The sequence below is a fragment of the Ruegeria sp. AWH4_226 genome (assembly GCF_056159225.1).
Map to the genome: position 1 here is coordinate 514458 of NZ_JBSWUU010000002.1, position 26653 is coordinate 541110.

General features: G+C 56.2%; 24 protein-coding genes. 16 read left to right on the forward strand and 8 right to left on the reverse strand.

All coding sequences use genetic code 11. The features are described 5' to 3' along the window. Positions 1-51 precede the first annotated feature (51 nt). From ACXAET_RS17775 to ACXAET_RS17795, 5 genes are read left to right on the forward strand one after another with little or no spacing between them, the layout of a single operon-like run. Positions 52-1647 carry an ABC transporter substrate-binding protein gene (locus ACXAET_RS17775; RefSeq protein WP_475188079.1) on the forward strand — a complete coding sequence of 532 codons (1596 nt, stop codon included), beginning with the start codon at positions 52-54 and terminating at the stop codon, positions 1645-1647. After that, positions 1648-2706: an ABC transporter permease gene (locus ACXAET_RS17780; protein WP_475188081.1), complete on the forward strand. Its 1059-nt coding sequence runs from the start codon at positions 1648-1650 to the stop codon at positions 2704-2706. Then, positions 2703-3638, forward strand: coding sequence for an ABC transporter permease (locus ACXAET_RS17785; protein WP_475188082.1), 936 nt, complete (start codon positions 2703-2705; stop codon positions 3636-3638). Before ACXAET_RS17780 ends, ACXAET_RS17785 begins: the two co-directional genes overlap by 4 nt. Beyond that, the gene (locus tag ACXAET_RS17790) at positions 3632-4489 is read left to right on the forward strand and encodes an ABC transporter ATP-binding protein (RefSeq protein WP_475188449.1); all 858 of its coding nucleotides are present in this window, start codon (positions 3632-3634) and stop codon (positions 4487-4489) included. Before ACXAET_RS17785 ends, ACXAET_RS17790 begins: the two co-directional genes overlap by 7 nt. Continuing rightward, on the forward strand, positions 4486-5247 hold the full coding sequence (locus tag ACXAET_RS17795; RefSeq protein WP_475188084.1) for an ABC transporter ATP-binding protein: 762 nt from the start codon (positions 4486-4488) through the stop codon (positions 5245-5247). Before ACXAET_RS17790 ends, ACXAET_RS17795 begins: the two co-directional genes overlap by 4 nt. A 97-nt stretch (positions 5248-5344) precedes the next feature. Here ACXAET_RS17795 and ACXAET_RS17800 read toward each other — a convergent pair whose 3' ends face one another. Continuing rightward, positions 5345-5653: a carboxymuconolactone decarboxylase family protein gene (locus tag ACXAET_RS17800; protein ID WP_475188085.1), complete on the reverse strand. Its 309-nt coding sequence runs from the start codon at positions 5651-5653 to the stop codon at positions 5345-5347. A gap of 9 nt (positions 5654-5662) precedes the next feature. Continuing rightward, entirely contained in the window at positions 5663-6361 is a 699-nt protein-coding gene (locus ACXAET_RS17805) for a cyclic nucleotide-binding domain-containing protein (protein WP_475188086.1), read from the reverse strand. Positions 6362-6617: 256 nt separating this feature from the next. Between ACXAET_RS17805 and ACXAET_RS17810 the strand changes: the two genes are divergently transcribed. The 10 genes from ACXAET_RS17810 to ACXAET_RS17855 all read left to right on the forward strand — a co-directional run bounded on the left by ACXAET_RS17810 (position 6618) and on the right by ACXAET_RS17855 (position 19861). Beyond that, positions 6618-7115, forward strand: coding sequence for a universal stress protein (locus ACXAET_RS17810; protein WP_068333488.1), 498 nt, complete (start codon positions 6618-6620; stop codon positions 7113-7115). 18 nt (positions 7116-7133) lie between these two features. Next, a complete protein-coding gene (locus ACXAET_RS17815) occupies positions 7134-8780 on the forward strand; it encodes an MFS transporter (RefSeq protein ID WP_475188087.1) in 1647 nt (548 codons plus the stop codon). A 66-nt stretch (positions 8781-8846) separates the two neighbouring features. Continuing rightward, a complete protein-coding gene (locus ACXAET_RS17820; protein WP_475188089.1) occupies positions 8847-10247 on the forward strand; it encodes a NarK family nitrate/nitrite MFS transporter in 1401 nt (466 codons plus the stop codon). Positions 10248-10311: 64 nt separating this feature from the next. Next, positions 10312-14052: a nitrate reductase subunit alpha gene (locus tag ACXAET_RS17825; RefSeq protein WP_475188091.1), complete on the forward strand. Its 3741-nt coding sequence runs from the start codon at positions 10312-10314 to the stop codon at positions 14050-14052. Continuing rightward, entirely contained in the window at positions 14049-15569 is a 1521-nt protein-coding gene (narH, locus tag ACXAET_RS17830) for a nitrate reductase subunit beta (protein WP_475188093.1), read from the forward strand. Before ACXAET_RS17825 ends, narH begins: the two co-directional genes overlap by 4 nt. Before the next feature lie 5 nt (positions 15570-15574). Beyond that, positions 15575-16279: a nitrate reductase molybdenum cofactor assembly chaperone gene (gene narJ / locus ACXAET_RS17835; RefSeq protein WP_475188452.1), complete on the forward strand. Its 705-nt coding sequence runs from the start codon at positions 15575-15577 to the stop codon at positions 16277-16279. Positions 16280-16290: 11 nt separating this feature from the next. Then, complete coding sequence (narI, locus tag ACXAET_RS17840) at positions 16291-17085, forward strand: respiratory nitrate reductase subunit gamma (RefSeq protein ID WP_475188095.1); 795 nt, start codon at positions 16291-16293, stop codon at positions 17083-17085. Between the two features lie 5 nt (positions 17086-17090). Next, on the forward strand, positions 17091-17906 hold the full coding sequence (locus tag ACXAET_RS17845) for a peptidylprolyl isomerase (RefSeq protein ID WP_475188097.1): 816 nt from the start codon (positions 17091-17093) through the stop codon (positions 17904-17906). Between the two features lie 144 nt (positions 17907-18050). After that, positions 18051-19334 carry a molybdopterin molybdotransferase MoeA gene (locus tag ACXAET_RS17850; protein ID WP_475188100.1) on the forward strand — a complete coding sequence of 428 codons (1284 nt, stop codon included), beginning with the start codon at positions 18051-18053 and terminating at the stop codon, positions 19332-19334. A gap of 8 nt (positions 19335-19342) precedes the next feature. Next, positions 19343-19861, forward strand: coding sequence for a DUF2478 domain-containing protein (locus ACXAET_RS17855; RefSeq protein ID WP_475188101.1), 519 nt, complete (start codon positions 19343-19345; stop codon positions 19859-19861). Between the two features lie 199 nt (positions 19862-20060). On the opposite strand, the gene ACXAET_RS17860 is transcribed toward ACXAET_RS17855, so the two are convergent. Together ACXAET_RS17860 and ACXAET_RS17865 are read right to left on the reverse strand one after the other, a co-directional pair. Then, entirely contained in the window at positions 20061-20978 is a 918-nt protein-coding gene (locus ACXAET_RS17860; protein ID WP_475188102.1) for a sigma-70 family RNA polymerase sigma factor, read from the reverse strand. A 1-nt stretch (position 20979) separates the two neighbouring features. Continuing rightward, on the reverse strand, positions 20980-21426 hold the full coding sequence (locus tag ACXAET_RS17865; RefSeq protein WP_475188104.1) for a carboxymuconolactone decarboxylase family protein: 447 nt from the start codon (positions 21424-21426) through the stop codon (positions 20980-20982). 197 nt (positions 21427-21623) lie between these two features. On the opposite strand from ACXAET_RS17865, the gene ACXAET_RS17870 reads away from it, so the two are divergent. Beyond that, a complete protein-coding gene (locus ACXAET_RS17870; RefSeq protein WP_475188105.1) occupies positions 21624-23003 on the forward strand; it encodes an MATE family efflux transporter in 1380 nt (459 codons plus the stop codon). On the opposite strand, the gene ACXAET_RS17875 is transcribed toward ACXAET_RS17870, so the two are convergent. The 4 genes from ACXAET_RS17875 to ACXAET_RS17890 all read right to left on the reverse strand — a co-directional run bounded on the left by ACXAET_RS17875 (position 22962) and on the right by ACXAET_RS17890 (position 26596). After that, positions 22962-23834, reverse strand: a complete 873-nt coding sequence (locus ACXAET_RS17875; RefSeq protein WP_475188106.1) for a LysR family transcriptional regulator — start codon at positions 23832-23834, stop codon at positions 22962-22964. The two genes, ACXAET_RS17870 and ACXAET_RS17875, sit on opposite strands and share 42 nt — an antisense overlap. Before the next feature lie 178 nt (positions 23835-24012). Next, entirely contained in the window at positions 24013-24498 is a 486-nt protein-coding gene (locus ACXAET_RS17880) for a DUF2165 family protein (RefSeq protein WP_475188108.1), read from the reverse strand. Further along, positions 24495-25937, reverse strand: a complete 1443-nt coding sequence (locus ACXAET_RS17885; protein WP_475188109.1) for an MFS transporter — start codon at positions 25935-25937, stop codon at positions 24495-24497. The genes ACXAET_RS17880 and ACXAET_RS17885 overlap by 4 nt, the downstream gene beginning before the upstream one ends. A gap of 230 nt (positions 25938-26167) precedes the next feature. Next, positions 26168-26596 (reverse strand): DUF4345 domain-containing protein, encoded by a 429-nt coding sequence (locus ACXAET_RS17890; protein WP_475188111.1) that lies wholly within the window; start codon positions 26594-26596, stop codon positions 26168-26170. Positions 26597-26653 lie beyond the last annotated feature (57 nt).

Consider the following 26653-nt stretch of genomic DNA (forward strand, 5'->3'; position numbering starts at 1 on the left):
TGCAGCCGAAGCCAAAAAAATGAATGAAAACACCAACAGGAGATTCTACCTATGACCTATCTCTCCAAGCTTTTGACGTCAGCCGCACTGGGTGTGGCAGTGGGGTTCACCGCCCTGCCCGCAACGGCGGAAACACCGGACAACATATTGGTGATCGCAAACCGTATTGACGATATTACCACGCTTGACCCGGCCGAAAGCTTTGAATTCGCCGGTGCGGACGTTATCCGCAATATGTATGGCAAGCTGGTAAATTTTGACCCGGCCAACCTTGAGGCCGGATATCAGCCGGACCTTGCGGAAAGCTGGGATGTCTCAGAGGACGGCAAGACAATCACCTTTACCATGCGTGAAGGCGTCACCTTTGCCTCAGGCAACCCCGTGCGCGCCGAGGATGCAGCATTCTCGCTGCGTCGCGTGATCCAGTTGAACAAGACGCCGGCGTTCATCCTGACCCAATTCGGGTTTACGCCTGAAAATATCAATGAAACTATCAAGGTTGACGGCAACACAGTTTCGATCACGACGGACAAGCCTTACGCGATTTCGTTTGTTCTGAACTGCCTGACAGCCACCCTGGGCAGTATCGTGGATGAAAAACTGGTGATGGAGAACGAAAAGGACGGTGACCTCGGAAATGAGTGGCTCAAGACCAACTCGGCCGGATCGGGCGCCTATGTTCTGGGCGCTTGGCAACCCAAGGAAAGCGTCATGCTGAACGCCAACCCCGATTTTTATCTGGGCGCTCCGGCGATGGAACGTGTGGTGGTTCGCCACGTACAGGAAAGCGCGACCCAGCGCCTGATGCTGGAACGTGGTGATATCGACGTGGCACGGGACCTGACCCCTTCTGATGTTGATGGTCTTGAGGGTGTCGAAGGCGTTAAGATCATGCGCGAGATGCGCGGGCGCCTGATGTATGTCTCGTTCAACCAAAAGCATCCGGAACTGTCGAAACCCGAGGTTCGTCAGGCCTTGAAATACCTGATCGACTATGAAGGGATGGAAAACAGCTTTCTAAAAAATTGGTACGTAACGCATCAGAACTTCCTGCCGCGCACCTATCTTGGTGCCGTGGATGAAAACCCGTTCTCGCTAAATGTTGAAAAGGCCAAGGAATTGCTGGCCTCTGCCGGTGTGGAAAACCTCGAAGTCACCATTGGTGTGCGTGAGGCGCAGGAACGGCTTGAGATCGCGCAGTCACTGCAGAACACCTTCGCGCAGGCTGGTATCAAGGTAAACCTTGAGGTTGGAACAGGAAAACAGGTCCTGGCAAAGTACCGCGCGCGCGAACTTGACATCTACCTTGGGGCATGGGGTCCGGATTATCCTGACCCGCAAACCAATGCCGGTACTTTTGCCTATAACCCCGATAACTCGGACGAAGCGAATGCAACAGGGCTTCTGGCCTGGCGCAACAGCTGGGATACCGGTGGTCTGACCGAGCAAACCGCCGCAGCCGTGGTTGAAGGTGATACATCGAAACGTGAAAAGATGTATCACGACATTCAAGCTACGTTCCGGGAAACCGCACCATTCGCAATCATGTTCCAGCAAACAGAACAGGCTGGAATGAATGAGGACGTCGAAGGCCTGAGCCTTGGCGGCGCTATCACGGCGATTTCGTACTGGCCGGTTACCAAGTAAATGGCGCTGGTTGAAAAGCAACGGAAGGGGCGGATCAAACCGCCCTTTCCGCGTTGGGTAAATACGACAATCACAACGCTTGCCTCCGTTGCAGTCACCATGCTGGGGCTGTTGTTTGTTACCTTCATCATTGGCCGCGTGATGCCAATTGATCCTGTTCTGGCCGTGGTTGGCGAACGCGCGTCGCAGGAAACCTATGATGCGGCGTACGAGGCGATGGGACTGGACAAGCCCCTTCTTGTTCAGTTCGGGTATTACATTTGGGACGTATTGCACGGCGATTTTGGTGAATCGCTTCTGACGGCCCGGCCCGTCAGTGAGGATATCGCGCGCGTCTTTCCGGCAACTTTCGAACTGGCGACGCTAGGAACGTTGATCGGGATTTTTGCAGGCGTACCTCTGGGTGTCATGGCCGCCGTTCACCGTGGATCGTGGATTGACCAGATTGCCCGGGTCGTTGCGCTGGTTGGGTATTCCATGCCGGTGTTCTGGATGGGCCTGATGGGGCTGCTGGTCTTCTACGGTATCTTGGGATGGGTCGCCGGCCCCGGACGCATTTCCATCTTTTACGACGGAATGGTGCCAACCGTTACAGGCATGATGCTTGTCGACGCGGCAATTGATGGCAACTGGACGGTGTTCCGGGATGCTTTCAGTCACATCATACTGCCGGCATCGATCTTGGGGTATTACTCCTTGGCCTATATCAGCCGAATGACCCGCAGCTTTATGCTGGAACAGCTTTCAGCGGAATACATCGTGACCGCACGGGTTAAGGGCATGTCGGAACGCGCAGTGATCTGGCAGCATGCGTTTCGCAACATCCGCGTGCAGCTAATCACCGTGTTCGCCCTAAGCTATGCCAACCTGTTGGAAGGGTCCGTGCTGACTGAAATCATATTTTCATGGCCCGGCATCGGATCTTACATCACCACTGCCCTGTTGTCGGCCGACATGAATGCCGTTCTTGGGGGTACCGTGGTTGTTGGATTGGTTTTCATCCTTCTCAACATTTTCTGCGACCTTCTCTACAAGGTCCTTGACCCGAGGGCGCGATGACCACGGAAACCACAAATTCAAGACGCAAAGAGACCCTGCGCGACTGGCTGTTAACAGATACGCCCACATCGCGCCGCCACGCAAAACTCGCCTCTGCCTACAAGAGCTGGCTGCGGCTGCGATCCAATCACATGGCCATGTTCGGACTTGCTATTCTGGTTCTGCTGGGCTTTGTTGCAGCATTTGCACCATGGCTGGCCCCCTATGATCCTTACGCCCAGGTGCTGTCTGATCGTCTTTTGCCAATCGGCAGCGAAGGGCATCTGTTGGGTACAGATTCTCTTGGCCGGGATATTCTGAGCCGCCTGATCTACGGCTCGCGGATCACGTTATACATCGTGACCCTTGTCGCCCTGATCGCCCCCGTTGCCGGGTTGATGGTGGGAACAATCGCGGGCTATGCGGGCGGATGGACAGATACGATCCTGATGCGGATCACCGACATTTTCCTGGCCTTCCCCAAGCTCGTGCTGGCGCTGGCCTTTGTTGCGGCCCTTGGCGCAGGGATCGAAAATGCTGTTTTGGCGATTTCACTTACTGCATGGCCGCCCTATGCCCGACTTGCGCGAGCGGAGACACTAACAATCCGGTCCTCTGATTTCATCAGTGCAATCCGTTTGCAGGGGGCGGGACCCGTCAGGATAATCACCCGTCATATCTGGCCACTTTGCATTTCCTCGCTGATCGTTCGGGTGACGCTTGATATGGCAGGCATCATCCTGACTGCGGCGGGCCTTGGTTTTCTGGGACTAGGGGCGCAACCCCCCTCACCGGAATGGGGGGCCATGATCTCTGAAGGCCGGCGCTTCCTGCTGGACCATTGGTGGGTTGCCACGATCCCTGGCTTGGCCATTTTTACCGTCTCGCTCGCGTTCAACTTGCTCGGTGACGGGCTGCGCGACGTGCTCGACCCAAAGGACGGCGCATCATGAACCTTCTCGATGTCGAGGACCTTTGGGTCAAGTTTCCGACCAATACCGGCGTATTCGACGCGGTCCGGGGCATATCGTTTTCGCTTGGGCGCGAGAGGCTTGGAATTGTCGGCGAGTCCGGCTCGGGCAAGTCGATGACCGGCCGGGCGATCCTGAAACTCATCCGCCCGCCGGGCTGGATTGAGGCCAAGCGCATCGACTTGCAAGGGCAACCGCTGTTGGATGCTTCCGAAAAGGAGATGCGCTCGGTCCGGGGCTCGCGCATTTCGATGGTCATGCAGGACCCGAAATTCTCACTGAATCCGGTGATGACTGTGGGCGATCAGATCATCGAAGCCTATCGGCTGCACGAAAAGGCTTCCCATCGCACTGCCCACGCAAGGGCGATTGAAATGCTGGAGGCGGTTTCAATACGCGATCCCGAGCGCGTCATGCGAGCCTATCCCCACGAAGTTTCCGGTGGCATGGGCCAACGGATCATGATCGCGATGATGATGATCCCCAATCCGGAGATTCTTATTGCCGATGAACCCACTTCGGCCTTGGACGTTTCCGTGCAGGGGCAGGTGCTCAACATCATGGATCGACTCGTGCAGGACCGGGGCATGGGTCTGATATTCATCAGCCATGACCTGAACCTTGTGGCCGAATTCTGTGACCGTGTGCTGATTATGTATGCCGGACGGATCGTCGAGGTTTGCGATGCCGACAAGCTACACGACGCATCGCATCCCTATACTCAGGGATTGCTGAACTCTTTGCCGCGACTTGATGCACCCAAGACCCGCCTTGAGGCGCTGGTGCGCGACCCTGAGTGGCGCCAACAACCCAGTGTAAGTGGTTTGCTATGAAGTCTCTTTCTGTCAGAAACCTGAATGTCTGGTTTGGCGAGGATCGAGACCGCGTTGACGCCGTCAAAGCGGCATCATTTGATGTGCCCAGCGGCGGCAGCTTCGGTCTTGTGGGTGAATCCGGCTCGGGCAAGTCGACCATCCTGCGCGCGATCACGGGGCTTGTGCCCACATGGTCTGGTGAGATCAAAATTGACGGCACGCATGTTGCGCATAAACGGGGGCGCGAGTTCTACAAGCTTGTACAGATGGTGTTCCAGGACCCTTACGCGTCGCTGCATCCGCGCCATTCAGTGGACCATGTTTTATCAGAAACGCTGCATTTGCACGGGTTTCAGGACATTGACACTCGGGTCAACAACCTGCTTGACGATGTAGGGCTGGGCCGTGCCTTCCGGTTTCGTTATCCGCACCAGCTATCCGGTGGACAGCGGCAGCGTGTGGCGATTGCCCGAGCCTTGGCCCCCGAACCCGAAATCCTATTGCTGGATGAGCCGACATCCGCGTTGGACGTATCTGTTCAGGCTGAAATTCTCAATCTCCTGAGCGATCTGCGCGCCGAACACAAGCTGACATTTGTTATGGTGTCCCACGATCTGTCAGTTGTTGGTCATATGTGCGACAGCGTGGCTGTCATGCGCGACGGGGAAATCGTCGAAATCCTGAGCGTCGAAAAAATGCGCAGCATGGAACCGGACTCGGCCTACACCAAGCATCTCTTGGACGTTTCACTGAACTACGCAAATGCTCAGACTTAATCCGTGCGTCCAAAAAAACGCGCGTTTCCGTTGCTTGACTTCGCGATGCGTTCAGAATCCTCTCTCCCCGGCTCCTACAGGCGCTGGACCAAATTCGTCAGGCGACATCCTCAATCCATGTCTTGGCAGCAACCGCGCGGGGAAGCCCGAGAGGGCCGATTGCAAGCATTGCAACCTGCATGATCGCGCTGTCTTCGATACCTTCGGATTTTGCGCGGCGGGTGTGGGAATGAACCGCACCTTCTGAGCCTGCACCAATTGCCAAAGCCAGTTTCACAAGGCGCTTTTCCCGATCTGTCAGAGGTCCGCACTCAGCGGTAGCTTTCCCTAGGGCCGAATACGCGTTCCAAATCTCGGGGTTTTGCGCAGCAAGATCTCCGGCAGCGCCGGGCATTTTTTCAGACATATGGTTCTCTTAAGTTGAATAGTCATCGATGAGAGGACTGGGTTTTGCGAACTTCTCCAAATCCTTTTGGTCTGAGATCGTCACATGGTTGCCGTTCACACTCACACCGTAGGATTGCAGGCTTTTGATGGACCGGCTCAGATTTTCCGGTGTCATACCCAGCAGAGAGGCGAGTCGGCGCTTTTCGATCGGAAGTTGGAATTCGGCGTCGCCATTTTCGCGCTTTTGCTGGCGCAGCAGATAATTTGCCAACCGCTCAAGGGACGTACGCAACTTCAGATCCTTGGTATTTTTGACGACAGATCGGTAGCACTGCGCCAATTCCGTAACGATCGCGCGTGCGAAATGGGCGTCGACATCAAACACGGCCCGCACATCCTGGCTTGGGATCATGGCGATACGACTTTTCTCAAGCGTACGCGCGGACATGAGGTACGGCGCGTCTTTAATGGTGGCCGCAAGAATAAATGTTGAAACAGGACGCACGGTCGCCACCGAGGTTTCCCGATTGTTCCAGCTTGAGTAAAGCTCGACTGAACCAGATAAGACAACATGCAGAAAGTCGCTTGGGTCGCCTTCTTCGATTAGGTCGACCTGCGGTGGGAAGTTCTGAACATAGGCACCCCTCATAAGCGCCGTGAAGTATTCGCCGCTCATCTCTGCGAACAAATGCAGGCTCCGAATGTCCGGATAGTCTGGCTCGGGCATCCCCAAAAACACCTAGCTGCCTCCTTATAATATTTCTCGCATTGTGACTTGATAAATGTCAAATAACAAGTTGGAAATCTTTGCCTATCAAATTGATGCTGCACTGCAGTCGAAATGACAAATTTAGTTTCGTCATTTATTTCAATCTGTTACCCAATCCATCTTGATACAGATCAAGAAAGTTTCACTCTAAGGCGTTCAATCAGGTCCCGACACGCAAGCGCCCATTTCCGGGCGTGCGAGAACGGAGGGACCTATGGAAATCATGCTTGCGTATGACCATTCGCGCAACGCGCGGATTGCGCTCGACGCAATTCAGCAGATGTTCGGGCCGTTGAAACCCAGCGTTACGCTGGTCTCGGTTGTGGAAGATATCGGTAGCGCAACTTCAGGCGCGGACGAGCTATTCACAGAACAGTATCAGGAACAAAAAGCCGGCGCGGAGGCTGCGGCCGCTGAATTGATGGCTGCAGGCTATGAAGCAAAAGTCATGCTTGCCGAAGGCGATGCACGCAAGATGATCCTGCGCGCGACAGAAGAACGTCAGCCAGATCTATTGGTCATGGCGCGCCATTCGCATCAGGCCGATGGAGGTGCATTAGGTTTCATCACGCGCAAACTTGATGCCATCGCCGAGGAATTCGACCACATGACGTTCGGGTCAGTGTCGGCCTTCCTCGCCCGCCGCGCAAAATGCCCGATCCTCATTATTCCAACTCACGTCCCCGCATCTTCGATGCAGGCGGCCGAATAGAGCCCGGGGAAAACAGCGATGAAAATCTCAACACTCTTTAACGTCCAGGACCGCTCGATTCGGGCGCTACACCTGACCTGGATCGCGTTCTTCATTACCTTCTATGTCTGGTTCAACATGGCACCGCTGGCCTCGTCGATGCTGGCCGCCAATGATTGGTTGACCCGGGATGACATCAAGCTTTTCGCCATTGCCAACGTGGCATTGACGATCCCGGCCCGCATCCTTGTCGGCCTCGCGCTCGATAAATACGGGCCGCGCCGGGTGTTCTCGATCCTGATGGTGGTTATGGCCGCGCCAACGCTTTTCTTCGCGTTTGGCGACACCAAAATGCAGCTGTTTATCTCGCGTCTGATCATGTCCTCGGTTGGGGCGGGGTTCGTCGTCGGCATTCACATGACTGCGCTGTGGTTCAAACCCCGCGACATCGGTTTTGCCGAAGGGTTCTACGCCGGTTGGGGTAACTTTGGTTCAGCCGCTGCGGCGCTGACCATTCCGACCATTGCACTGAACATGTTCGGTGGCGATGACGGCTGGCGCTATGCCATTGCCATGTCGGGTATCATTATGGCCGCTTATGGTGTGTTTTACTGGTTCGCCATCACCGATGGCCCGAACCCGGACACGCATAAAAAAGCCAAAGGCTCGGCTCTTGAGGTTTCGACCTACAAAGACCTCGTGATGCTCGTGGTCTTCACTGTGCCATTGATCGGTATCCTGTCGATCCTGATCTACCGTGTGCAGATGATGGGGTATATTGACGGCTTTGTTGCAGCGATCTGCTATGCCGCTGTCGTAACCCTGGTGGTCTACCAGGTGTGGCAAGTGCTGCGCACCAACCTGCCGATCCTGCGCCGGGGCGTACCCGAGGATGACCGCTACCCGTTCAGCTCGGTGGCTGCGCTCAACACCACATACTTCGCCAACTTTGGTGCAGAACTTGCTGTTGTCTCGATGCTGCCGATGTTCTTTCAGGAGACCTGGGGGCTGACACCTGTGGTTGCGGGTCTGATTGCGGCATCCTTCGCGTTCATCAACCTCGTGGCCCGTCCTATGGGCGGCCTGGTGTCGGACCGCATGGGCAACCGCCGTTTCGTGATGCTGGCCTATATGCTGGGTATCGCCATCGGCTTTGCGTTGATGGGGTTGCTGAACAGCTCATGGCCGCTGATCATCGCGATCGCAATCACCATTGCGTGCTCGTTCTTCGTACAAGGGGCCGAAGGCGCAACCTTCGGGATCATCCCTTCGATCAAACGCCGGGTGACTGGCCAGATCGCGGGCATGGCTGGTGCATACGGCAACGTCGGGGCGGTTTTCTACCTCTTTATCTTCACCTTCGTCGATACGCAGACTTTCTTCTTCATCATCGCAACTGGCGCGCTGATCTCGTGGGTTGTCTGCTGGGTCTGGCTCAAGGAACCGGAAGGTGGCTTCGATGAAGAGTATGTCCTCAGTTCCGTAGACCAGGCCATCGCGTCCGAGGCCAAGCGTAAGCAAGAGGCCGAAGCACAACTCGCGTTGATCTTCGAAGGCTCTCAAAAGGTCGCACTGGCCGAGAAAGGCAACGGTCTGACGGTCACCGCCCGCTTCAAGGATCTTGACGATCTCAAGACCGCGTTGGCCCGGCTTGGCCCGGACAGTGGCCAACAACCGGCTGAATGAATGTATGGCTGGCTGAGCGACACGCTTGGCCGGCCCCCCGAAACGCCAATACGGGAGGTTTTACCCATGGCGATCTCTGACACCTCAAATGGCAACAGCCGCCACGTCCTGACGGACTGGCGCCCCGAAGACCCCCAGTTCTGGGCGGAAAAGGGCAAGGCCATCGCAACCCGTAACCTCTGGATCTCGATCCCGAACCTGCTTATGGCCTTTTCGGTCTGGATGGTGTGGTCGGTCGTCGTGGCCAAGATGCCAGCCATCGGCTTTGACTTCACGGTTTCACAACGGTTCTGGCTGGCCGCGCTTCCGGGTCTGTCGGGCGCTACGCTGCGCATCTTCTACAGCTTCATGATCCCGATTTTTGGTGGACGGAAGTGGACCGCGATTTCAACCGCATCGCTGTTGCTGCCGGCACTGGGCATCGGCTTTGCAGTCCAGAATCCCGAAACACCTTATGCCACATTCCTGATCCTGGCGTTGCTCTGCGGCTTTGGGGGTGGTAACTTTGCCTCTTCAATGGCGAATATCGCCTACTTCTACCCGAAAAAGGTAAAAGGACAGGCGTTGGCGATGAACGCGGGCCTGGGCAACCTCGGCGTGTCGGTGATGCAGTTCGTCGTCCCTGTCGTGATCACCGTGGGCGTCTTTGGCGCGATTGGTGGTGAGCCACAGCAACTGTCCGATGGTGGCCAGCTCTTTATCCAAAACGCGGGCTTCATCTGGGTGCCGTTCCTGCTTGTAGGTGCAATCGCCGCATGGTTCGGCATGAATGACATCGCTGATGCGAAAGCGTCGCTCAGTGATCAGCTGTCGATCCTGAAACGCCGCCAGAACTGGATTATGTGTATTCTCTACACCGGGACATTCGGTTCGTTTATCGGTTATGCTGCGGGCTTCCCCCTGCTGATGAAAACCCAATTTCCCGATGTTGACGTGCTGTCCTATGCCTTTCTTGGCCCGCTTGTCGGCGCGCTGAGCCGCGCGGCAACCGGCTGGATTTCTGACAAGTTCGGCGGTGGGCGCGTGACCTTTTGGGTGTTCTTGGGCATGATCGTCGCCGTATTTGGTGTGCTGCAGTTCCTGCCATCCACACCCGAAGCGGCAGATGGCAACTTCTGGGGCTTCTTTGCCTGCTTCATGGCGCTGTTCTTCCTGACCGGTGTGGGCAACGCCTCGACCTTCCAGATGATCCCGTCGATCATGAAACAGGAAATCCCACGCCTGTTGCCCGAGCTTGAAACAACCAACATGCAGAGGGCCATCGAGCGTGAGAGCGCAGCAATCATCGCCTTCACCTCAGCAATCGCGGCATACGGAGCTTTCTTCATTCCGAAAAGCTATGGCACCTCGATCGCGCTGACGGGTGCACCGCATGGCGCTTTGTGGGCTTTCCTCGGGTTCTACGCGCTCTGCGCCGTGATTACCTGGGCCGTCTACAGCCGCAAAAACGCGCCTGTTCCCTGCTGATCCATTGACCAAGCCCTTGCGCCGGATCTGCCCGCGCAAGGGGTAGCCACTAGGAGACAAATCCATGAGCCACCTGCTCGACAGATTGAACTTTCTTCAGTCCAACAAACTGGAAGAGTTCGCCAACGGCCACGGTCAGGTCACGAACGAAGACCGTGGCTGGGAAGATACATACAGAAACCGCTGGCGCCACGATAAGGTCGTCCGTTCGACCCACGGGGTGAACTGCACCGGATCGTGCAGCTGGAAGATCTACGTCAAATCCGGGATCGTAACCTGGGAGACGCAGCAAACCGACTATCCCCGCACGCGTCCCGATTTACCGAACCACGAACCGCGCGGCTGTGCACGGGGTGCGTCCTACAGCTGGTATCTGTATTCTGCGAACCGGGTGAAAAACCCGCTCATCCGCGGGCGGCTCATGAAAGTCTGGCGCGAGATGCGTAAGACCAAGACACCAATCGAAGCCTGGACCGCGATCCAGAATGACCCGATCCTGCGCAGCAGCTATACCTCCAAGCGTGGTTCAGGCGGTTTTGTCCGCGCCACCTGGGACGAAGCGACCGAGATTGTCGCGGCTGCCAACGCCTACACCGCCAAAACCTATGGCCCTGACCGGATTTTCGGCTTTTCGCCCATCCCGGCCATGTCCATGGTCTCTTACGCGGCGGGATCGCGCTATCTGAGCCTGATGGGTGGCGTCTGCATGTCCTTCTACGACTGGTACTGCGACCTGCCGCCAGCCTCGCCGATGACATGGGGCGAGCAAACGGACGTTCCGGAAAGCGCGGATTGGTACAACTCCAGCTACCTGCTGCTCTGGGGTTCCAACGTACCACAGACCCGGACACCGGATGCCCACTTCTATACCGAGGTGCGATACAAGGGCACCAAGTCGGCGGTGATCTGCCCCGACTATTCGGAGGCGTCCAAATTCGCCGATGTCTGGCTGAACGTGAAACAGGGTACGGACGCGGCGCTGGCAATGGCATTCGGCCACGTCATCCTGCGCGAGTTCCACATCGACCGCCAGGCCGAGTATTTTGAGGAATACTGCCGCAAGTATTCCGACATGCCCATGCTGGTTCGTCTGGACGAAAAAGGCGGTAATCTTGTTCCCGGCCGCTTCCTGCGGGCCGATGACCTTGATGGCAAACTGGGCGAAGAAAATAACCCCGAATGGAAGACCGTCGCCATTGATGAACAAAGCGGCACGCTAGTGTCACCCAACGGGGCCATCGGCTATCGCTGGGGCGAAAAGGGTGAGTGGAACCTTGAAGAGAAGGCAGCCGGAAAGGATGCCACGCTTCAGATGTCGCTCATTCTTGATGATGATCATGACGACATTCGCGGCGTGGACTTCCCCTATTTTGGCGGCGCTGCCACCGAGGCCTTTACCACCGGAGACCAGCGCCCAGACGTTTTGACCAAGAACGTCCCGGTCAAGCGTGTTCAAACAGCCGATGGCGAGGTTCTGGTCGCCACGGTCTTTGATCTGTTCTGCGCGAATTACGGCGTGGATCGCGGGTTTGGCGGCGAGTGGGTGGCGACCTCTTATGATGAAGACGTCCCCGGCACGCCAAAATGGGCTGAAAAGATCACCGGCGTATCTGCTGACAAGATCATTCATGTTGCACGCGAGTTTGCCGACACTGCCGAAAAGACGCAGGGCAAAGCTATGGTCATCATCGGCGCGGCCATGAACCACTGGTACCACATGGACATGAACTATCGCGGCGTCATCAATATGCTCGTGATGTGTGGGTGTGTCGGTCAGTCTGGCGGTGGCTGGGCGCATTATGTCGGGCAGGAAAAGCTGCGCCCGCAGACCGGTTGGCAGCCGCTGGCCTTTGCGCTCGACTGGGGCCGCCCGCCGCGGCACATGAACGCGACATCGGCTTGGTATGCTCATACGGATCAGTGGCGGTATGAGACGCTTGAGGCGAAAGAGATCCTCTCACCGACCGCACCGGACGGCGATTGGGACATTAGCATGATCGACTATAACATCCGCGCAGAACGTATGGGCTGGCTGCCGTCGGCGCCACAGCTCAAGACCAATCCGCTGGACGTGGCAAAGCAGGCAAAAGACGCGGGAATGGAAATTCCGGCCTACGTTGCCCAGCAGCTCAAGTCCGGTGAGTTGGAAATGTCCTGCGAGGACCCGGACGATCCGGCAAACTGGCCGCGCAACCTTTTCGTGTGGCGTTCGAACCTGCTTGGTTCCTCCGGTAAGGGCCACGAATACTTCCTGAAACACCTGCTTGGCACAGAGCACGGCGTCCTGGGCAAGGACCTGGGTGAAGAAGGTCGTGCCCTGCCGAAAGAGGCCAAGTGGCATGAAAAAGGCCCGGAAGGAAAACTGGACCTGCTGGTCACGATCGACTTCCGTATGTCCACCACCGCGGTTTATGCCGACATCGTTCTGCCAACAGCCAGTTGGTACGAGAAAGACGACCTGAACACGTCGGACATGCACCCGTTCATCCACCCGCTACAGGCAGCCGTGGACCCGGCATACGAATCCAAATCGGATTTCGAAATCTTCAAGGCCATCGCCAAGAAGGTGCAGGAAGTGGCGCCGGAAATCCTTGGCAAGGAAACCGATATCGTCGCCCTGCCTCTGCTGCACGACATGCCGACAGAGCTGGCTCAGGATCAGGTTCGCGATTGGAAAAAGGGCGAATGCGATCTTATCCCGGGCAAAACGGCACCTGCCTATGTAGCGGTCGAGCGTGACTATACCGCGATCTACGACCGCTTTACCGCAGTTGGCCCGTTGATGGATAAACTGGGCAATGGCGGCAAGGGTATCACTTGGAACACCCAGGAAGAGATCGACAATCTTGCCGCTTTGAACGGTGTGAAACAGGATGGGGCGGCGAAAGGACGGCCCAAGATCGAAACTGCGATCGACGCCTGCGAAGTAATCCTGATGCTGGCCCCCGAGACCAATGGCAACGTTGCCGTCAAGGCTTGGGAAGCACTGGGCGAAAACACGGGGCGCGAACATGCGCATCTGGCCGAGGGCGAACACCACCAGAAGATCCGCTTCCATGATATCGCGGCGCAGCCCCGCAAGATCATCTCGTCGCCCACATGGTCGGGCATCGAAAGCGAGAAGGTCAGCTATAACGCGGGCTACACCAACGTGCACGAGTTGATCCCGTGGCGAACCCTGACGGGACGACAGCAGCTTTATCAGGATCACTTGTGGATGCGCGCGTTCGGCGAAGGTTTTGTATCTTACAGACCACCAGTTGACCTCAAGACCATCACCGAAGAGGTCAATCACGACGCCCGCGATGGAAGCCCGCACGTGGTGCTGAACTTCATCACGCCGCACCAGAAATGGGGCATCCACTCGACCTATTCCGACAACCTGTTGATGCTGACCCTCAACCGCGGTGGACCGGTGATCTGGATATCAGAGAATGACGCCGCAAAGGCGGGTATCGCCGATAACGACTGGGTAGAGCTGTATAACGTGAACGGTGCGCTGACAGCCCGGGCCGTTGTGTCCCAACGGATCAAGGACGGCACCACGTTCATGTACCACGCTCAGGAAAAGATCGTGAACACGCCAGGTTCGGAGAAAACCGGTAAGCGCGGGGGCATCCACAATTCTGTGACCCGCGCGGTTCTGAAACCCACCCACATGATCGGCGGCTACGCCCAGCAGTCTTATGGCTTCAACTACTACGGAACCGTGGGCTGCAACCGGGATGAATTCGTCGTCGTGAGGAAAATGAAAAAGGTCGACTGGCTCGACCGTGAAGCCACCCAGAAGGAGGCAGCAGAATGAGAGTTCGTGCGCAAATCGGCATGGTGCTGAACCTCGATAAATGCATCGGGTGCCACACCTGCTCAGTGACCTGCAAGAACGTGTGGACCACACGGGATGGGGTCGAATACGCCTGGTTCAACAACGTCGAGACAAAGCCGGGAACCGGCTATCCGACCGACTGGGAAAACCAGGCCAAGTGGAACGGTGGCTGGAAACGGACCAAATCCGGCAAGCTGCAGCCGAAACAGGGCTCAAAGTGGCGGATTCTTTCCAACATCTTCGCCAACCCGGATCTGCCCGAAATCGACGATTATTACGAACCGTTCGATTTCGACCACGACCACCTGAAGTCGGCCCCAGAGATGGAGGCGTTCCCAACGGCGCGCCCCTATTCCAAGATCACCGGCGAACGGATCGAAAAGATCGAGAAAGGCCCGAACTGGGAAGAAATCCTTGGCGGCGAATTCTCGAAGCGGTCCGAGGACTACAACTTTGAAGGCATCCAGAAGGAAATCTACGGAGAGTACGAAAACACCTTCATGATGTATCTGCCCCGGCTCTGCGAACACTGCCTGAACCCGGCCTGTGCTGCCTCCTGCCCGTCTGGCGCGATCTACAAGCGTGAGGAAGACGGTATTGTTCTGATCGACCAGGAAAAGTGCCGCGGCTGGCGGATGTGCGTGTCCGGCTGCCCTTACAAGAAAGTCTACTACAACTGGGAAAGCGGCAAATCCGAGAAATGCACCTTGTGCTACCCCCGGATTGAAAGCGGCAACCCCACCGTCTGTTCTGAGACCTGTGTTGGGCGTATCCGCTATCTTGGCGTGATGCTCTATGACGCCGACAAGATCGAAACCGCCGCGAATGCGCCGACAGAGCAAGAACTCTATGACGCGCAACTGGACGTCTTTCTTGATCCCTTCGACCCGGTGGTAATCGAAACTGCGCGGGCCGACGGCATTCCCGAGGATTGGATCAAAGCCGCACAGGAAAGCCCGATCTGGAAGATGGCGATGGAGTGGAAAGTGGCCTTCCCGCTGCACCCTGAATACCGGACGCTGCCGATGGTTTGGTACATCCCGCCACTCAGCCCGATCCAGAACGCGGCCGAGGCTGGCAAGATCGGCATGGATGGCATGATGCCTAACGTGCAGGATCTGCGAATCCCCGTTCGGTACCTGGCCAATATGCTGACGGCAGGCGACGAGGCCCCCGTTGTCAGCGCGCTTGAACGCATGATGGCCATGCGCGCTTACATGCGGTCGAAAACCGTCGACGGTGTGATTGATGAGGCTATCGCAGCCCGGGTAGGGCTTAGCGGTCGAGTGATCGAGGACATGTACAAGATCATGGCCCTGGCCGATTACGAAGACCGGTTCGTGATACCGACAACCCATCGTGAGCAAGTCGAAGAAGCATATGACCTTAAGGGCGGCTGTGGATTTACGGACGGAAACGGATGTTCCACAGGCACCTCGAAAGCGTCGCTTTTCGGCAAAGCAAAGAAACCCCTGAAAATGCCGGAGGCGATGTGATGCCCATGGATCGTACCCTTAAAGCGCTGTCTCTGGTTCTGAGTTACCCGACGCGCGAGTTGCAGCATGCCATGCCCGAGATCGGAGGCGTCCTGGCCTCGGACACGCGATTGACAGCCGCAGCGCGTCGGGCGTTGCGCCCGCTCGTTGGGGATCTGAGCGGGCGCGACATCTATGACCTGCAAGAGACCTATGTTGGTCTTTTCGACCGGTCGCGCACCCTGTCGCTCAACCTTTTTGAGCACGTCCATGGCGAAAGCCGGGACAGGGGGGGCGCGATGGTGTCGCTGGTCGAGATGTATCGCGATGCGGGTTTCGACCCGGTAACCTCGGAACTTCCCGATCATCTGCCCATGCTATTGGAATTCCTGTCCACGCGTCCCTTTACCGAGGTACAGGAAACCTTGGCGGACGCGGCCCATATTCTAGAGGCTTTAAACGCGCGGCTCGACCGCCGGGAAAGCCCCTACGGTGCCGTGTTCGCCGCTTTGTTACAGCTGTCTGGCGCCAAGGCGGACAAGGCCGCTGTGGCCGAGTTGCTGGAGGAGCCAGAGTTGGACCCCAATGACCTCGAAGCGCTCGACAAGGTTTGGGAAGAATCCGAAGTCCGCTTTGGACCTGATCCCAATGCTGGCTGTCCGCAAGTACGCGACATGCTGGCACGCATGGATAAACCCATCACCCCCGCGCCGCAGCAAGCGGCAGAATGACGGAGGATGCAATGAACCAATTTCTGTTCGGAACCTTTCCCTATATCGCGCTGGCGATCGGGATTCTCGGGTCAATTGCGCGCTATGAGCGTGACCCGTTCACATGGAAATCTTCGTCGTCTCAGATGTTGCGACGCAAGCAACTCATCGTCGGTTCAGTACTATTTCACGTCGGCGTGCTGGTGATCTTTTTTGGACACCTCGTCGGTCTTCTGACACCGATCTGGATCTTTGACGCCATCGGCATCAGTCATGGCGCAAAGCAAACGCTTGCGGTCGTAGCGGGTGGCATTGCGGGTGTTGCCGCTTTGGTCGGGGGCGTATTGCTGTTCCATCGCCGCTGGACTGATCCAAGGATCGCAAAAAACTCCAGTTTTTGGGACAACGCGATCCTGTTGATGCTGATCGCGCAACTTGTCCTCGGCCTCGGAACGATCTTCGTTTCGCTTGGCCATCTGGACGGGCACGAGATGGTCAAGTTCATGTCTTGGGCGCAGGGTATCTTCACCTTTGATGGCGCTGCGGCAAGTTACATCGCCGATGTGGCGTTTATCTTCAAGCTACACCTGGTGTTGGGTCTGCTGATCATAGCGGTCTTTCCATTCACACGGCTGGTACACATCCTGTCAGGCTTTGCTGCCCCGTTCCGCTATCTCTTGGGCCGGACCGGGTATCAGGTGGTGCGCTCACGCCGGAAAGAGGTGCTGCCCGCAAATATCGGTGCTGTACCCATCGGTCGAAAAACGCAGATGCCACAAGGCAAAGCCGCAAACGCGTCCGACGCAATGCCGAAGCCAGCGGAGTAATACCAATGAACGCGCTTTTTCCTGATCTCGTCGTCAATGGTGAAACGGTGCCGTCAGCAAGGATTGCGGCAGAGACCCAGAACCATGATGGCCCCACGGGCAAACCCGGTATTGCATGGCGCAAAGCGGCAAATGCCTTGGCGGTGCGTACTTTGCTTCTACAAGAAGCACGGAAACGCGGGATCGAAGCGCAGGTTCAAGAGGTCGGCCCAGGCCGGTTTGAAACAGATGAGGAGGCCCTGGTCAGGGGCCTTCTCGAAGACGCGGTGATTGTGTCGCCGCCATCAGAGGAGTCCGTTCGCGCAGAGTGGGAAAAAGACCCCTCTCGCTTTCGCAGCCCACCTTTGTGGGAGGTTTCGCACATATTGATTGCCTGCGATCCCAAGAACGAAACCCTGCGCCAAGAGGCACATGCCCGCGCTATCGATCTGGCGGCGCAGGCTTTGGAAAGCCCGAAAGGCTTTGCCGACCTTGCTGCCCGCGTCAGCGATTGCGGCTCGAAGTCAAGCGGTGGTGCCTTGGGTCAACTGAGCCCGGGCGACACCGTCCCCGAGTTTGAGGCTGCGCTGCGCGATTTGACAGAAGGGGGCATCACCGAAGCACCGGTGCTTACCCGCTATGGCTGGCACATCATCAAGATGGATGCGGTCGCAGAAGGCGCTGTCTTGCCTTATGACGCGGTCAAACAGAAGATTTCCGATGCCATCGAAAAGGCTTCGTGGGCCCGCGCGGCCAGGGAATTTGTGCAGTCCCTCGTCGCATCCGCCGAAGTCTCTGGCGCAGATCTCCGGCCGGTGATGCCCACCAAGGCAAGGTCATGAAGCGCACCATCTCTGACCTGCTGACGACAGACGGCCCAGCACTTGACGGTCCAACACGGATCGAGCGCCTATCACACCTGTCGGATATCGGCAGCGACAGATCAACAAAAGCATGAAAAGAAACGTAAGGGTCCGAGGTTCGTTATGACATATCTTCCAAGACATCTTTCGTCAGGCTGCGGCTGCGATGACCTTTCGGTCGCTTCGGATGTGATAAGTATCGATCAGGCTTTACAACAGGTCTTGCAGCATGTGACGCCGGTTGCACGGACTGAAAGCGCGCCGATCCACACCTGCCGCGGACGTGTTCTTGCGGCTGCTGTGCGTGCACGTGCCGACATGCCCCGTTTCGATCATTCTGCAATGGACGGATATGCGGTGAACAGCAAGGCTTTGGCCGGTGATGGTCCATGGCTATTGCCCGTCAACGGACGTGTCGCAGCGGGTCAGGCTGCGGACACGCCCTACGCGGATACGGATGCCTGTCGGATTTTTACAGGCGCACCCGTTCCACACCCTTTTGACAGCGTGATCATGCAAGAAAATGTCGAGCGGCTCGGAAACATGATCCGGATCAACAGGCGACCTACTATCGGTGAAAACATACGATTGAGAGGGGAAGAACATCGGCGCGGTGCCGAAATCCTGCCTGTTGGAATGATGTTGACACCCGGCGCAATCGCAGCCGCCGCAGCTGCAGGGCATGGGGTCGTCAATATCCGAAGCCGCATCCGCATAACCCTGCTTGCCTCGGGGTCCGAAGTTGCCGCTTCGGGAACGGAAGATCTGACAGGCGGTCAGATTTGGGACGTGAACACGCCGATGTTGCAGTCTTTGCTGTCCCGTCCCGACGTCGATTTGCAAAATGTCATCAAGGTCGATGACAATAAGGACAGCATCCGCTGCGCACTTCAGTCGGCGGCTGCGACCTCGGATTTAATCATCACAACCGGCGGTGTCTCGGTCGGTGATGAAGACCATTTACGCACCGCGGTCACAGCGGCCCGAGGGGAAATCTTTTTTGCCGGAGTCGCAATCAAACCGGGCAAACCCGTCGCGCTGGGTAATATTGGCGATGCTGTCTGGCTCGGGCTACCCGGTAATCCCGGATCTGCCTTCGTAACGTGGTCAGTCATCGGCCAAACCGTTCTGAATACTCTTGCGGGCAACGCGCAGGTTCATCCTGAACGTCGTCATGTGGTTCTTGGGCACAGTTTGAGCCGGAAAGCAGGCCGGTGCGAAGTCCGTGCAGCGCGGATTGTCGGCGTAGATGGCTATGGTCGTGATATCGTTGAATGCCCATCTAATGTGAACTCGGGTCAGGTGTCGCTTCTGGCGACCTCTGACGGTTTGTCGTTTCTTCCTTCCGAAATCGATCATTTTCCCGAAGGGGCCTTGGTCGAATTCCTTCCCTTTGACAATCAATGAGAACCAAAATGCGCATCGCATACACAATGGCCCCGGGCAGGGGCGACACCGACCTTGTCCTGTATCAGGTGGCACAATCGATCATCCAGACCGGTTACTGCCCCGCAGGAACGGCACAGATCAACACAGAGCGCGCTGATGCCGGACCGTGTGACATGGACGTCCTTGTTTTACCCGATGGACCAAAAGTCAGTATTTCGCAAAACCTGGGGCGCGCGGCCCGTGGTTGCAGGCTAGATCCCGAAGCTCTTGAATCCGCAGTCGGACTGGCCTTGGTCAGGTTGCCAGTCAGCGACTGCCTAATCGTAAACAAGTTTGGCAAACATGAAGCCGAAGGCGGAGGGTTTCGTTCCGTCATCGCTGATGCGCTTGCACTCGATCTGCCAGTGTTGGTAGGGCTGAACCAATTAAACGCGGATGCCTTCCTTGAATTCAGCGGAGGGATCGCCGAACGACTTCAGCCTGACGCCGCTGAAATTACAGATTGGCTGTTCGCATGTATCTGCGAAAAGAGAGAGGTGGCTTGAACGGGCAAAACTATTCTGCCTCTTTATATGTTAGCCTCTGGCAAACGGTTCCGTTAGCTCGAAGTTCACATACAACCTAAACGCAGGCATATCTTCGTCATCTTCGACATGAAGGACGCGCATCAAGTTCGCCTGTAGGGCCAGAACAGGTTTGTTCCTTGGTCCAGAGTCGCGGAACGTGAATTAGTGCGCACCACACTCAATGGAAGTACATGCTTCCATCGGGTCGCGCATGCGCCCTTATATCTAGCGTTTGTTTTAGTTTTTCGGGATGTCTCAGAATAAATATGCTTTTTACCGACGCGTCGGTCCCGTAAGAAAACGCAACCAATGCGTGCGGTTCGCCCTTGTCCCAAACAATAAGGCTAAGAAGGCCGTTTACCATGCGGGTTTCGTAAGTATAGCGGTCCCATGCTGGTGACAGCACGGTCGCGATAAAGTTCTGAACAACCGTGGCACCCTCAAGGACATGACGAATTGCGGTTACCTTACCGCCGCTGTCAGCACGCAGATCCACGTCTTTGTTCAGAGCCGCCGCAAACCGCGCAATATCTCCGGTTTGCAACGCAGTCTGAAATTCATCAAGAAGTTTCGTTTGTTGCTTTTGCGACGGCACAAACCGAACTTTTTCTTCTGCAACCAAGCGTCTGGCACGGGACGCCAGTTTGCGCGAATTGGCATCCGAGACACCCAGCATTTCCGAGATTTCCTGATGTGAGATGCTGAAAATATCATGCAAAAGATACGCCGCGCGTTCTTTAGGTGTCAGCCTTTCAAGCAAAAGAAGAAACGCAGTTGATAAGGACGACGCAATTTCCAGCTTGTGTTCCGCGTCTTCAGTTGTTGCCATCTCGATTTGCTCTGGCAGCCAGGGGCCGACATAATCGACCTTGGTCCGTTGCGCAGACTTAAGAATATCCAGGCACCGGTTCGTGCAAACTGCAGTGAGCCATGCGACAGGTTTGTCAGGTAGCTCAGCATCTGCAGCGAACCACTTGTAGGCAGTGTCTTGTACGGCATCTTCCGCTTCGGCCACGGAGCCAAGCAACCGATAGGCGATCCCCATCAACTGGGGACGCGCCTTTTCAAATGCCTCTGTTCGTGCTTGAACCGTCATATCAATACTTGGACACCTGTACTCTGTTCCAAAGGTTGATCATGCTGACGCATGTCGTGATCAATGAGATCATTTGGTCGTCATAATGCGCTCTCAACTCCGACCGCAGCGCCGCATAGTCGGTGTCGCGCGCAAGATACGTCAGTGCTTCGGCCCATGCAAAAGCTGCTTTTTCGGCTGGCGTGAATTCTCTTGCATGACGCCACGCTGCCAGACGATCCAGACGTTCGCTGGTTTCTCCATCTTTGCGGGCATCGGTGCTGTGCATTTTAACGCAGAATGCACATTCATTGATTTGTGAAACCCGCAGCTCGATCAGGTGCGACAGTGCATGCGGCAAGCCTTTCTTTGCCATCAACTCATGTGTTGCCCCAAGGTGCCCCAGAATATCACCGATGGATTGTTCGTATTGGACGGGTTTGCCGGTATCAGTACCCATGTCAGTCATTGTCACTTCCTTGTCATTGTCTTTCAATCTAGTGACGATCAAGGACAGCAAAGTGTGACGACCCGCACATCTTTTGACTTCTAAGAATCGCTGAAGCTCTTCTGCGCAGCAAATTCGCGCCGCGCTTGCTGACTTCTTGCGCATTCAATTGTTGCTAACGCGTCGTTACCTCGAATCTGCACATGTGGAGGTTCGAGATGAGCGACACACCAACTAGCCAAGCCAACCCAGTTGCGGCTTGGGGTCCGGCCAGCCTGTACGAAGGGTGGGCGGTGGTAAAACTCGCGACACCAATCGCACTGGGAATGATCTCGGGCGTGTTGCTTACAATGATTGACGCGATGATGGTCGCCGAATTGGGGACTGACACCATTGCCGCTGCCGGATTGGCGTCCAGCGCCTTTATCGTCATCAATTCAGCCGCTTTGGGGTTTGTCGCCGTCATAGGAGTACATGTGGCAAAGTGCATGGGGGCGGGCGAGAAGGCGGCTACCGAGGCCGCTGCGGTCACAGGAATGAGTGTCGGTTTTCTCGTCTCTCTACTGGGTCTTGCTGCAATGCTGTTGGCGGGTCCGGTACTTGAGGGGCTCGCGCCGAACGGTGCTGTGAAAAGGCTATTTGCCAGCTACTGGTCAGTCCTCGCCTTCGCCATTGTTCCGCACGTTATGTTGGCAGCACTTCGGAGTATCTATAACGGGGTCGAAAGACCGTGGTTCGCGCTTGGGTTTTCGGGACTTGCACTTTTGCTTAACGTGCCACTCAACCTGTTGTTTATTCATGGCTTTGGACCTGTACCCGCGCTTGGGTTGACAGGTGCCGGTATCGCAAGCGCCTTGGCAAAACTGGTGACGCTACTGCTGATGATCACGCATTGGCGTCTCTCAAAGCAGCTTGCGCATGTTCGTAGTCGTGGCAGAAAGACCCCGCTCTCCATCTTGGACCAACTCAGAGACGGCGCGCCTGTGGCATTGGGAAGCCTGGGTGAGGGGTCCGCCTACGCGCTCAGCGGCATGTTGATGAGCGCCCTGGGCGCCGTGGCGCTTGCTGCACATCACGCGGCGCACTCCGTTGGAGTTGTGTTCTACATGGTGCCGATCAGCTTTATGATCGCGTCCTCGATCCGAACGGCAAGGTGCTTGGGCGCTAACCAGACTCGGCTGATTTCCAGCGTTTGGATTGGAACTATGGCTTGGATGGCTGTCTGGTCGCTCGTTGTTTTCTTGTTCCTGCTCGCAACGCGTGAGTGGTTTGTTTCCAGACTATTGACCTCTTCAGATGCACGACCACTGGCACTGGCGCTTTTTCTGCTCGTCGGATTTACACATTACGCTGACAGCTTGCAGTCTGTGGCACTGGGCGTGTTAAGGGGATTGTCCGACAACGCGGTGCCTAATCTGATCTCGGTTCTGTCGTATTGGGTCATTGCCCTGCCCCTGGCCGCAGGACTGGGGTTGGGGTTGGGGTTTGGGGCAGTGGGGATAATGTCCGGCTACACCATCGGGGTCCTGGTGGCCGCGGCTGTCCTGCATCTTCGCTTAGCTCGGCGGTTGCGCTTGCTGCCCCACAACCGACTTTAGCGCAGAAGTAAATGCCTGAACCTTGGCTGTTCGATGCAAATCGACATGGGTAACCAGCCAAATGGGCTCGGCCCAACTGCGGCATGGTTCAAGGACTTCGGTCATCCCCTGCCCAACCGCAAGATGTCGTGGAACGAAGCCCACACCCAAGCCACACAGGACCGCCTTCCAAAGCACCGGATAGCTGTTGCACCGCATGCCAATTGTCCGCGCAGGGACAGCGGCGCGCAGCCAATCCCCCCAGCTCGACGCCGGAACACTATTGGATGCCGCAACAAATATTTTGTCTGGAAGATCTGCCGAGTTCTCGGGCCACTCGAACCCTTGTTTACTGAACAGGCCAACGTCGAACATGGCAATTCTGGAAACAACGTAGTCAGGGTATGAGGGTCGAGAGCCCATACGCAACGCCACGTCTGCCTCTCCGTATTCCAGCTTCATTGGCTGATCACAGATATGCGCGCTGACATTCAGCTGCGGCGCTGTCTTCTTTAACTCAGTCAAAGCTGGCAGAGCGAGGTAGCTGAGGTCATCAAGAAACGTAAGTGTCAGCGTCCCCTCAAGCGAGCCGTTTGAAGCCGAGGCCAGCTTTTTTAGCGAAAGGAACTGCGTTTCACTGAAGTCCGCCTTTTCAAGCAATTCCAGGCCCAGCGATGTTGGGGACATGCCCTTTGCGTGCCTCAGGAAAAGTGTGGACCCAAAATATCCCTCCAACGTATCGATATGGCGCGCAACGGTTGCCCGGTGAAGCCCAAGACTGTCCGCTGCACCCGCTATTGTGCCAAGTTTTGCAACCTTCGCGACCGTTCGAATCTCATTCCAGTGACGCATTGTTTTTGCCTTTGTGTTCGTCTTTGGACGTCATCGGTTGTGCACGGACGAGCGTCCTTTTGGTTCAGCAAGTTAAAGACGAACGACGACCCGTAAACGTGACAGGCATTGCCCGAAGGCCAGCAAAAAAGAGACGCATCCCATGGTGCCAAGCTGAACCAAAAGGCCGTAGCCAGTGCTACCCAATCAGGTTGAGGCCCAACGCACCAACAGCCACGATGGCAAAGTGGGTCAATTGTGACTCAGGCAAGTGTGAATAGTAAGCAAACCATGACCCACTGACCATCAGCAAGAACCCCAAGACCATAAAACCGGAAAACCCGTAAACCAACAACGTCTCGGACGACTCGACTGGCGTGCCGACATAAGCGTCCCAGGACAACGTTGCAAAGCCCCACCACAAGAGGGTCGCAACCAACAGCTCGGTCATGCAGATGACCGCCAAGGCCAGCTTACCCCAGACAGGGGCGTGCACCGCCCGCTTCATCAACGGAGTGTCAGGGGTGTTTGGCAAGCGTAATGCAGACATCCCCATGATAAATCCAATGTAAGAGCTTCCGTGATTGAACGCCGCAAGGTTGTTTAGGATCGAAACCGATACCCAGCTCGCTAGTCCGCCAGCCAAGACCACGAGTGGTAGGATATTTGACACAGTCTCTATCATGCTTTCACGCCTTTTATTTTGGGTGTTTGTGTTGATGCGCGCGCGGCAAAAAACATACTTGCCAGCGGTGCGACGAGGAAAATCAAGCTCATCCAGAACGCAGCCGAGGACGCCCCTTCTACGACGTCGGCTTGCTGCATACCGAACCGGTTTGCCACAAGGCCCGCCAACCCCGCGCCAAGAGCCGTTGCGAACAATTGAACCGTTGTAATAGCGCTTGCTGCAAGGTCTTCCTCTTGCTGAGGGGCAGAGCGGTAGATTTTGGTCGTAAGATGCGGCCAGCAATAACCAATGCCAAAGCCTACAAGCAACAGCCCGAGACAGATTGGAATGAGCGACAAAAACGACGCGCTCGGTTCCGGCAAAAACACCGTTTGAACAAGAAGTCCCAGAAAACTGAACGCAGCGCCAAGGGACAATGTACGCTCTGCCTTCCTGCCCGTATAACCAGCCGAGATGGCAGACGCCAAAGTCCATCCCACCGCCATTAATGCGCCGATGTACCCGGCGGCCAGCGGAGATTGCCCATGAAGCACCTGGAGAAAGTAAGGCACGAACGTCTCGGGCTGCATTCCGATCAACAGGAAGGCGATGCAGGCGTACAGCGCACCGAATGGGGACAGAAAGGACATGCCCCCGGTCGGCATCAACTTTGCACGCAGATTACGCTCTGCCCATACCCCGAGAAAGCCGGCAACCCCGCAAGCCAATAGCCCAAAAAACAGGTTCTGATCCGTGGGGTCAGCAGCTACCAGAGAAACTGCAACAACGACACCAACCATGGCCAGTAATTGCAGGCTGGGAATGGCTTCCTTTTTGTGTGTATGGGCGACCTCACGCTGTTTGCCCGGTATGAAGCGGTTCGAAAGCAGGGCAATCACGGCTGCAAAAGGAAGCAAGCTGTAAAACGCCATACGCCAGTTGTCGTATTGCGCAAAGACCCCTCCAACGGCAGGTCCAAGCAGCGTGGCAACGCCCCACATGAGCGTGATGAAACCAATCGCCAAAGCCCAAAGGCGATTTGGGAAAACCATACGAATGACGGTGTAGGCAAGTGCGTAGAGCATGCCGCCGCCTGCACCTTGCACCGCGCGCCCCGCATTCAAAATGCTGATATTCCAAGCGCTAGCGCAGGCTGACGTACCCAATGCAAACAACACGAGCGCGCTCAGATAAGCCCCTCGCGCCCCGACAGCATTCTTTACCCGAGACGTGAGGCCCGCACCCACAATCGAGAAAAGCACGAAGAACGTCGTGCTCCACGAATAGTAGTTCAAACCCCCAATCTCTGCGACTACCGAGGGCAGAATCGTGGCCGAGACAAACACATTCATCGCGTGCAGAACAACACCCCCGCCGAAAATTACCGAATAAGGCAGATATTCTCGCGAAACCAGTTCTCTCCAGCGACTTGGGGTGGCATTTGTAACTTCGGTCATTGATCGCTCCGTTCGGTGTTGCCTTCGCCGCATGGTTCGAGGCGGGTGTCGTGAACATGACGATCCGAAAAGCTCCAACGTGACGGGTCGACCATTAACAAGTCGCTGACTAAATCACTCTGAGGTGGTGTAGAAAATGCGTGCGGGTTGCTTTTGTCCGTCCGGAAACCGCTGGCAACGCAGACGTAGAAGCGAAAACTGACGGTACCAAAATCTGGTACGAAATTAGCTTACGCTTTTATCGATAAGGATGCTGGCCGTGAGCCACTGCTGTAGGCACCGCTGGCCTTCGCAAGACCAAAAGCCAAAACGCCCACAATCAATTCCATTGCGGTTACCCCAACCAGGCTTGCCGCAGGAACACCATCAACCAACATGCTGAAAAAGCGTGCAATGCCGAAAGGCAAGTAGACCAGTCCAATCGAGATTAATGCAATGCGGTGCGCCCAATACGCAAACGCACTAAAACAAAGCAGCTGTCCGGCGACCAGTAGGAAGCCACCTGGCGCTCGGATCTCCGAAAGCAGGTTTGGATCATCCATCAGGGTTACGCCATTTTTCGCGTGCAAAACATGCGGGAAGAACACCATCGCAGCCCCTGCCCCGATTAGCATCAAACCAGCGACAATAATAAAAATTGTATTTACGTGTCTGATCACTTCCGCCCCCTGTATCCTTCGACTTGCGCGTTGCTGCGCAGCTTATGAAGAACAGTT